General features: G+C 44.2%; 3 protein-coding genes and 1 pseudogene. 2 read left to right on the forward strand and 2 right to left on the reverse strand.

The features are described 5' to 3' along the window. Both RRG12_RS41645 and RRG12_RS41650 read left to right on the forward strand, forming a co-directional pair. A pseudogene (locus RRG12_RS41645) lies at positions 1 to 213 on the forward strand (hypothetical protein); the annotation flags it as partial. A gap of 11 nt (positions 214 to 224) precedes the next feature. After that, positions 225 to 1,499, forward strand: a complete 1,275-nt coding sequence (locus tag RRG12_RS41650; RefSeq protein ID WP_420759835.1) for a glycosyltransferase — start codon at positions 225 to 227, stop codon at positions 1,497 to 1,499. Between the two features lie 97 nt (positions 1,500 to 1,596). Here RRG12_RS41650 and RRG12_RS41655 read toward each other — a convergent pair whose 3' ends face one another. Both RRG12_RS41655 and RRG12_RS41660 read right to left on the reverse strand, forming a co-directional pair. Continuing rightward, positions 1,597 to 2,985, reverse strand: a complete 1,389-nt coding sequence (locus RRG12_RS41655) for a cytochrome P450 (protein WP_420759834.1) — start codon at positions 2,983 to 2,985, stop codon at positions 1,597 to 1,599. Between the two features lie 74 nt (positions 2,986 to 3,059). Next, entirely contained in the window at positions 3,060 to 3,875 is an 816-nt protein-coding gene (locus RRG12_RS41660) for a TIGR01548 family HAD-type hydrolase (RefSeq protein WP_420759833.1), read from the reverse strand. Positions 3,876 to 3,946: the final 71 nt, after the last annotated feature.

The raw sequence follows: 3,946 nt of genomic DNA on the forward strand, positions 1-3,946 counted from the left end.
AATATTGCCCGTAAATACTCCAAATTTGCTGATGTGCGTGCCGCCCTCACAGCTGCATATTGGGTGAATGGAGAACAAGGTGAAGCCGAAAGTAACTGGGTAGCAGCTTATGGACTTGATAGCCGCTACAAGGATATCGACTGGGTAAAAAATATCCGCCGTTGGCCTCCCAGCCTAGTTACAGCTTTGGATAAGTTCTTGAAAATCAAATAGAGGCATTGATCATGACTCATTTCGGCATCATCTGTCCTGGTGCAGCAACCGGCCCCCTCAACACTATGCTTCCCTTGGGGCAGGAACTTCAACGGCGTGGGCATCGCGTCACCCTCTTCGGAACACTCGATATTCAACCCAAAGCACTAGCAGCAGGAATAGAATTCCAAGCAATTGGCGAAAAAGATTTTCCCTCTGGCTCCACAGCAGAATCCTTTACAAAATTAGGTCAACTACGTGGATTGGCTGCGTTTAAATACACTATTGAACTGCTCAAACGTGTTTCATCTGTGACACTCCAAGAGGCTCCAGCAGCAATTAGAGCAGCAGGTGTAGAAGCTTTGCTAGTAAACCAAAGTTCAGTAGAGGGAGGGACAATTGCCGAGTTTCTGAAAATTCCTTTCATCACTGTGTGCAGCGCTGTGGTGCTAAATCGAGAACCTAGCGTTCCTCCTTTTTTCACAACTTGGAAGTATAGTCCAGCTACGTGGGCACGCTTACGCAACCAAATGGGTTACACGTTACAGAATAACGTCGTCAAACCACTTCAAGATTTGATCAATGAATATCGTCGAGAGTGGAAATTACCCCTGTACTCTAGTCTTAAAGATAGTTACTCTCCACTTGCTCAAATAAGTAATGCACCTGCTGAGTTTGAATTTCCCAGAGAAGAATTACCTCCTTGGTTCCATTTCACGGGAAGCTATCATACTTCAGCCAGTCGAGCAACTGTTTCTTTCCCTTATGAAAAATTGACGGGGAAACCGTTAATTTACGCTTCGATGGGAACATTGCAAAATCGTCTGATTTGGGTTTTTCAGACTATTGCTTCAGCTTGTGAAGATTTGGATGCTCAGTTAGTGATTTCTTTAGGAGGTTCTGCTAAACCAGAATCATTACCAGACTTGGCAGGAAATCCTTTAGTAGTTGAGTATGCACCTCAATTAGAAGTGCTGGAAAAAGCTACCCTCATGATTACTCATGCGGGAATGAATACAACAATGGAATGTCTCAAAAAAGGAGTGCCAATGGTGGCGATTCCAGTTGCTAATGACCAGCCAGGAGTAGCAGCGCGTATCGCTTGGACAGGGGCAGGTGAGCTTGTCACCTTAAAGAAACTGAATGTTTCTACATTAAAAAATGCTGTTAGACGGGTGTTAACAGAAGAATCTTATAAACAGAATGCCCTGAGATTACAAGCAGCTACTCTCGGTGCTGGGGGGGTAAGTCGAGCCGCTGATATTATTGAGCAGGCTGTTGCTAACGGCAAGCCTGTCTTGGCTTAAACACAATAATAAAAATGAAGTTGATGATGAGTTCGGACTCGTTTCATCAACATCTTTCATGATGTATACTTCCCTGGCGATCGCATTCTCAAACTTTCTAAACAAAACTAGTTTCTCGAACTACCTGATTTTGCTGGCGTTTCCCAGTCACCACCATCTTTACGCCACCTGCTGGGCTAAATAGCAAACCCTTACGTACTGGCTGCACTGGTTTGCTATCAGCCAGTTCCATCTCCCAGTGAGACAGCACTTTTGCCAACACCAGTTTCATTTCAAACAAGGCAAATGCCATTCCAATACAGCGACGGTTCCCGCCACCAAAGGGTAAATACTCATAAGGAGAAAATTGCCGTTCCAGAAAACGCTCTGGCTTAAATTGCTTCGACTCTGGATATAAATCTTCTCGATGATGGGTCAAATAAATAGAGGGAATGATCAAAGTCCCAGGTTCAAAGTTATATTCCCCAATTTGTAGCGGTGATTTAACCAATCGATTTAGTCCCGATACCGCTACTGGGTAAAGGCGTAGGGTTTCAGAACAGACAGCATTCAAATAAGGCAATCGGAAAATGGCATTTGGGTCTGGTTGTTCACCCAACTTATCTAGTTCTTGCAGCAGTTTTTCCCGCACCTGCGGCTGATGATGAATCCAGTACAGCGCCCATGATAAGGAAGTTGCTGTAGTTTCGTGACCCGCTACTAATAAGGTCATCAGTTCATCACGTAATTCCAAGTCTGTCATCGGCTCTCCTGCTTCATCACGAGCAGCCATCATCAAAGATAGAATATCAGTTCGAGATGGATCGGGTTGTGCTTTGCGCTCTTGAATCTGGGCATAGATAAGTTCATCAATTTGCTGCCGTAAACGCAAGTATTTCCCCCAAGGACTCCACGCTCCTAAATCCTGTCGCAGTGATGGGAAAAGAAGTAGAACTGTTCTTAAAATAGGGATTTTGGGATTCAGGATTGCAATCAGGAATTCGTTGAGTTTCTCGTAACGTGGCCCATCTTCCAGACCAAATACAGCCTTCAAAATTACTTGGAAAGAGATTGCTTGCATTGATGACAGAACTGCAAAGTTTTCTCCAACCTGCCACTGATTAGTTACTTGCTCAGTGATATTGCAGATTAATTCACCATAAGCTAGCATTCGTTCCCCATGTAAGGGTGGTGTCAATAGCTTTCGTTGTCGCTGATGAGGCTTTCCTTCCAGCGCCAGTAGCGATTGCCGTCCTAATAAAGGCGCTTGAATTCCTGCTGACTCACCGGAGTCTAACTGTTTTGGGTCTGTAGTAAAAATCTGCCCAATCGTTTGAGGATTGCTAATGAAAACTTGAGGAGCAACATTTTGTCCTAGCTGAAGAGTGAAGATATCACCATAACGTTTAGCACAGTCTTCGATGTATTCTAAGGGATTAGTCAGCCATTGATACATCTGTACCCAAGGGTGAGTTTGAGGGCCGTTAGGTAGTTTAAGTGCAGACATTTCTATTAATCTCCCAATGATTAAAGCAAAATTGTTATCAGCCAGTCATTCATGCACCCGTAGCTTGATTAATCTTAGAACACAGATTGGGGAGATGAACTGACCAATTTTTGAATCTGCCTTGGGGTTAATTCTTGCACATTAGGCAAAACTACTGCTGCTCCTGCTGCTATCAATGTCTCACTGTATGCATCACTACGCGCTGCTGTTTCTTGCACGTGGGGGGGTAAAACGCCTACACCAAGCCAAGTGCGAGTAGAATCTAAACTCCGTGCTTTCTCGACGGTATACATATCTGCTACCGTATCTCCTACGTATAGGATCGCTAATTTTTCCTCAATTCCATTTTCTAACTCACGAACTGTAGCGAAAAGTCCCGTAGGGTCAGGTTTCCCCGGTGCATCTTCCATCGCAATCAACACTGGAGATTCCAAACCCAGCCGTTTTTCTAAGACATAGTTCGCGGAAGCACGAGTTGCACCGCTGAAAAATCCCCAAGCAATACCCGCTTTGGTAAGTTGTTCTAAATAGCTAGGTTGCAATAACAAAGGTTCATTACAGATATACCCAGTAAAATTATTTGAGTCTGGGCCGCGGTAACGGGATTGAAAAAAAGCAACGATCGCAGTGTAATCTAGTTGCAGTTGCTCACGGCTCTGTTTTTGGGTTTCAAAGTAGCGGTAAATTAATTCCTGCGATGCTTCCCAATCGTTATTCCATACACCTTCAGACTTGAGTTGGTCAATATCCAGTGGGGTTGGACGATATGCTTGGGTAGTAAAATATTCTACGGTATCTGCGATCGCACGGCGATAAGAACCGCTAACATCGCGCACAACGCCATCAATATCGAAAATAGCGATCGCCTTTACAGAAGTTTTTTGAGTCATGGAGTAGGAAGCAAAAGAGTTTTACATCATCATAAAACGTGAGATCATGACTCAGGTAAAAAATCGGGGTT

Source organism: Nostoc sp. CALU 546 (genome assembly GCF_048836525.1).